Source organism: Thermocrispum municipale DSM 44069 (genome assembly GCF_000427825.1).
Classification (GTDB): domain Bacteria; phylum Actinomycetota; class Actinomycetes; order Mycobacteriales; family Pseudonocardiaceae; genus Thermocrispum; species Thermocrispum municipale.
Window position 1 is genome coordinate 1 of the sequence record NZ_ATYT01000028.1, and the last position, 3,443, is coordinate 3,443.

Sequence of the window (3,443 nt, forward strand, 5' to 3'; positions counted from 1 at the left end):
CTGCCGGACTGGCCACCGGACGGAAGCGTGCTGCCTCCGCCAGGCCCACCAGGCCCACCAGGCCCACCGGGACCGCCGGGACCGCCGGGGCCGCCAGGAACACCGCTCTCGGTTCGCGTCTTGAATTGCTAGGTCAGGACCATGGCGGTCGAGCCGGTCTCGTGGTAGCTGCTGGCATCGCCCTGCTGCAGCGATGCTGCAATCTGTTCAGCGCTGTACTTTGCCATGAGTCCCTACCCCTCACTCATCGTCTGCAACGCGGCCTCGGCTGCCTGCTTCGCCCGCTCACATGGATCGCTCTTCACCTGAGTAGTCACGGTGAACACCTGCGTGTCGGTCACGCCGACGCTGAGAGTGCACGCTCCAGACGGCCGTCCGTCATACGCATCCGAATAAACACCCGGATACCCCGCGACATCGACTGGTTCGAAATACCCGTACAAGCCTTGCTCTTGATTGCGGTAAATTCCTGCAATTCCTAACGGCTGATTGTTAAGCAGGCCGATGCCAACATTCTCGAAGTCGTCATTCTTCCACATGCAGCCCGGGCCGTTTGGAGCGTCCGGCTTCGGTATCTCGTTCGTGAAGCCCAGGGATTTAACCCGGTCGTCCGAAATCATGTCGCAGGGAGATTTCTTTAACTTTTCGAGATTGGTGATCGGGTTAGTCACCTTCGGTGCATCTGGGGCGCCTCGTCCGAAGGCTGTTGTGCCGGACCGCTCGTAGCCGGCAAATCACCTGGGTCTCCTACTGGGCGTCCCTCATCTTCAGAGCACGCGGACAAGAGCAGTGCGCACGCCGCAGCTGTGACGATTACCGCGCGAAAATTCATCAGAGCCCCCTCCTGAGGCCGAAACGCCGAACTCGCATCCTCTTCGTTCGGGCCAGAACCAGGCCCAACTTCGTACTTCACCTTGTTGAAGGACTCGCCCTGGGTTTCCATTTTGATCGACACATTGTGCAGGTTGTCGGAACTCGCCGTGAAGGCTTCCTGCAGAGCAGACAAGCTGGTGGCCGCAGCATCACTTGAGTCCCCGGTCCACGCTGCCTTCATCTTGCCGAGAAGGCCGTTGAACGCGACTGCGTTCGAGCGATGAACTCCTTCGTCAACTCCTTGGACGCGGAGCCGGCTACGTGATAGGTCCGCGCGTCCCCGGCCTGCAGGAGTGCGGTGATCTGTTGCGCTCTGAGACCCGTGCTCCCCTCCGACTACCCCTTCTTCATGGTTTGGATCGCTGCCTTGGCCGCCTTCTTGAGGGTGCTACAAGGGTCCGTCTCCCCCTTGATGTCGATGACCATCGCGGCAATCTGCTTGTCTGTGAGCCCAACCGACATCGCGCATAGTCCGTCGTTTCGATCGTCAGCGACGTCGGCGAAGACCCCGGGGTGTCCAGCAATATCCACTGGCTCAAAATATGCGTAGAAATCCGGGCTCTGCTGCTTGTTGAGATAAAGGCCGGCGATACCAAGCGGCTGATTCTTGGAAAACACGATTGTGAGTTGATCGCGCTTCTGGTTCGACAAAGCACACTGAGGGCCTTGGGTATTATCCAGGTTAGTTTGAATGTCGTCGTCCAGCCCTATCTCCGCCGCCTGGCTCCTAGTTAGTGCGTCACAGGGGGCACTCATGAACCTATCGAGGTTTTCGATAGGTTGCTCAACTTTCGGTGCGTCGTCTGGCATCTCGCTAGGCATACCAGGGACGTCCGCTGTAGGTTCCATCTGCTCCGACGCTGCTGGCGTGGGTCCAGTCGGGGTGCCAGCTTCATCGTCGGAGCAACCTGCTGCCAGAAGGAGGGCAGCGAGCGCCAACGGGGCGAAGCTCAAGCGAATGGTCATGACAGCGCCTTCTCGTGGCGGGCGATCTCAGCGGTAGCAGCATCGTCCTCGGTCGCCTTCTGCTTGATCACTCTGTCGATCGCTTCGGCGAACTTGTCCGCGAATGTGTACTGCTCATCAATGGTGTCACGGAGAATTACGAAGTGGTTTTTCGCCGCCTTGTGATGAGCCTCGCTGGCCGGATCATGGGCCACCAAAGCCAAGTCTTGCGCAAGCGAGCCGCTCGTTTGTCGCATGACGCGGAGAGCGTCAGCCTCCTCACGGAACTGGCGCAACCTCGCCATCTCTTCGATGCTGAACTCGAACCGGCCACTACCGCCACCGCCGCCGCTCTTGCCACTTTCGCCAAACAGCGGCCCGAAGAAGGGTAACTTCTCGAGGATCTGCTCGATCGGGCTCTTGTAGGTCGGGGTCTCGGCCGCCTCGTCGGTCCCTTCCTGGTTAGGCGGGTCCGTGTCAGTCATCCAGTCCTCCCCGTGCAGTGGCCATGCGCGGCGCTCAAGGGTACCGACCAGCGCGCGAGGCGTCAGCGAATCCCTTCGACACTTGGTGAATGCCCCACTATTTGCAGGTGTGACGCGGTCGGGCGGGCACGCATCCGTTCCATCCTCACTCGATTGGAGCAGTTGGTCACGGGTGAGTCACTTTCGAGTGGCCCGGTGGTCGGTGTGTGCGACTCAGCAGCGCATCTGGCCGCAGGGCGACCCGACGATGGACGTCGCAACGTCCGGACGCGGTGACGGCTCGGTGGCTTCAGCTCGCGCTCATGGTTGTCACCGCGGCTTCGGCGGCCTTCTTGGCGACCTGGCACGGATCTTGGCTTCGGACGCGGGTAGTTACGGTGATGATCTGTTGGTCGGTCACGCCTACTCCGAGGGTGCAAGCACCGTTCGGGCGCGCGTCGTAGCCATCGGCGAAGACGCCGGGATAGCCCGCGATGTCTACCGGTTCGAAGTACTTGTAGAAGTCGTCGAACTATTCGTGGTTGCGGTAGAGCCCGGCGATCCCGAGCGGCTGGTTCTTCAGCAGGACGATGGCGAAGTGCTCGCCGTTGTCGTTGCGCCACTCGCAGGCGGGTCCTTGATCCTGGTCGGTCTCCGGTAAGCCTTCGTTGAAGCCGATCGCCGACGCCTCCTCCTTGGGAACCATGCGGCAAGGCGACTGCATGAAGCGATCAAGCTCTTGAATAGGTCTCGACACAGTCGGAACTTTCGCCGACTTCTCGTCGGTGTGCCCTGCTGTGTTGTCGGCTGTCGGTGTTCCTGCTTCGTCGGACGAGCAGGCGACCACGGTCAGACCGATGCATGCGGCTGCTGCGAGCGCGAGTGCTCTGTTCATGAACTTCGTTCGACCCCCAAGAAACTGTCGAGCAGCATTGTGCCCGTTTGTTCATGGCTCCGTGGCGGGGTCGGCGAAGTTCACTGGACAGTGAACGTAGGCACCAGTCGCTCGAAGAGGCGGGCGCGGCCGGCGCGCTCCTGTTCGGTGGGAACGGTCACCGAGACGACCCACAGGCTGGAGTCGACCTGATGCAGCTCGGCGAACGTGGTGCGGGAGATCTTGCTGGACGGCCGATCCCCGCTGGGGGAGGACGTGGCCGAGTC

The 3,443-nt window shown here is 61.1% G+C and carries 2 protein-coding genes and 3 pseudogenes; all 5 read right to left on the minus strand.

Going from position 1 to position 3,443, the window contains the following annotated elements; genetic code table 11:
* Positions 1 to 233: 233 nt before the first annotated feature.
* Positions 234 to 674: pseudogene (locus YWM_RS25805) on the minus strand (DUF3558 domain-containing protein); the annotation flags it as partial.
* A 535-nt stretch (positions 675 to 1,209) separates the two neighbouring features.
* On the minus strand, positions 1,210 to 1,839 hold the full coding sequence (locus tag YWM_RS0115335; RefSeq protein ID WP_084612450.1) for a DUF3558 domain-containing protein: 630 nt from the start codon (positions 1,837 to 1,839) through the stop codon (positions 1,210 to 1,212).
* Positions 1,836 to 2,303 carry a hypothetical protein gene (locus tag YWM_RS25305; RefSeq protein WP_028851449.1) on the minus strand — a complete coding sequence of 156 codons (468 nt, stop codon included), beginning with the start codon at positions 2,301 to 2,303 and terminating at the stop codon, positions 1,836 to 1,838. Before YWM_RS25305 ends, YWM_RS0115335 begins: the two co-directional genes overlap by 4 nt.
* Positions 2,304 to 2,592: 289 nt before the next feature.
* A pseudogene (locus tag YWM_RS26910) lies at positions 2,593 to 3,177 on the minus strand (DUF3558 domain-containing protein).
* Positions 3,178 to 3,257: 80 nt separating this feature from the next.
* A pseudogene (locus YWM_RS26495) lies at positions 3,258 to 3,443 on the minus strand (serine/threonine-protein kinase); the annotation flags it as partial.